We start from the raw sequence: 1,414 nt of genomic DNA, 5'->3' as shown, positions 1-1,414 counted from the left end.
CAACACTGATCAGTTAAGAAAACGATCGGTTGACAGATAAAATGATCATACGAGAATAGCTCCATCTTTTGATGGGGCTATTTTTTTATGTTATCTATGTGGTTGGATGATGTCCAAACTTTTTCAGAGCCTGAGAGCTTAAATATTTTTCAAAAAAGTTTACCGCTTGAGTGGATTGAAACCGTATTAAAAACAACGAACAAAGCGAGCATCAGACGCAGGAAATTACCCGCAGAGCTTGTCGTTTGGCTAATTGTCGGTATGGGCTTGTATCGGGACCGTTCAATTAATGATGTTGTGAGTAAATTAGATTTATCATTAACAGATGAGTTAGGTGACACGGTTGCACCAAGTGCCGTTCCCCAAGCACGTTTAAGATTAGGAAAAGAGCCGTTAGATGAGCTTTTTAACTTAACGGCAGCGCATTGGGTAAAACAAGAAGATACCGAAGATGTTTGGAACGGGCTGCAACTCTTTGCTGTAGATGGTACTTGCTTTCGCACCCCCGATTCACCAGAGCTTGCGGAGCATTTTGGCTATATAAAACATAGCAAAGACAATCATACTGAATATCCAATGCTTCGCTTATGTGCGTTAATGTCATTACGCAGTCGATTAATTCATGATGTTGCTTTTGGCCCTTGCGCAAAAGGAGAAATCACACACACCAAGTCCCTCAATATTCCTAAGCAAAGCCTTACGCTATTTGACCGGTGCTATTTATCAGCAGAGTTAATGATTAATTGGCAAAAAACGCATACAGATAGCCACTGGTTGACTCCGATAAAATCAAATACACGATTTAAAATTATTGAAGAATACAGCGATGGAGATTGTCTCGTTGAGATGAATGTTTCAGGGCATGCGAGGAAACAAGACCCTAGCTTGCCAGAGACTTGGCAAGCTAGGATGGTGACTTATAAGGAGCCTAAAGGTAAAATTAAAGGGTTTATCACCTCATTACTTGATACTGAATTATACCCAAAGGATGACCTACTTCATGTCTATTGGGAGCGATGGGAAATCGAAAACGGTTATGGTGAAATAAAATGCCAACAGCTTGAGAATTCGATGATATTGCGTAGTCAAACGGTAACAGGTATCTATCAAGAGCTTTGGGGGATATTGATTGCGTATAATCTTGTGCGAGTTGAGATAAGTCAGATAGCGAAAGAAGCGGAAGTTCCACCATTGCGTATCAGCTTCACCATGGCACTGCGCTATATTCAAGATGAATTGCTGTGGTGTGCAATAGCGAAGCCAGGCACAATCCCGAGTAAACTCAAAGCGATGCGAGTTAAGGTGAAAAGGTTTGTGCTACCTAAAAAAAGAAAACGGCCCAAACCAAGGACCGTTAGAATTTCTAAAACCAGTTACACCATTCAGCGAAAACATGCTTAACTGAATGGTGTTG

1 protein-coding gene is annotated in these 1,414 nt (G+C 41.0%); it reads left to right on the top strand.

The window, feature by feature from the left end:
* Positions 1 to 87: 87 nt before the first annotated feature.
* A complete protein-coding gene (locus CJF42_RS25970) occupies positions 88 to 1,401 on the top strand; it encodes an IS4 family transposase (RefSeq protein WP_095369368.1) in 1,314 nt (437 codons plus the stop codon).
* Positions 1,402 to 1,414 lie beyond the last annotated feature (13 nt).

Origin of the sequence: Pseudoalteromonas sp. NBT06-2, assembly GCF_002276045.1 — a bacterium.
GTDB lineage: Bacteria > Pseudomonadota > Gammaproteobacteria > Enterobacterales > Alteromonadaceae > Pseudoalteromonas.
This window is presented reverse-complemented; position numbering and strand designations above follow the sequence as displayed.

Coding starts and splice junctions, on each gene's coding strand:
- CJF42_RS25970 (WP_095369368.1), top strand. CDS start 88: ATGTTATCTATGTGGTTGGATGATGTCCAAACTTTTTCAGAGCCTGAG.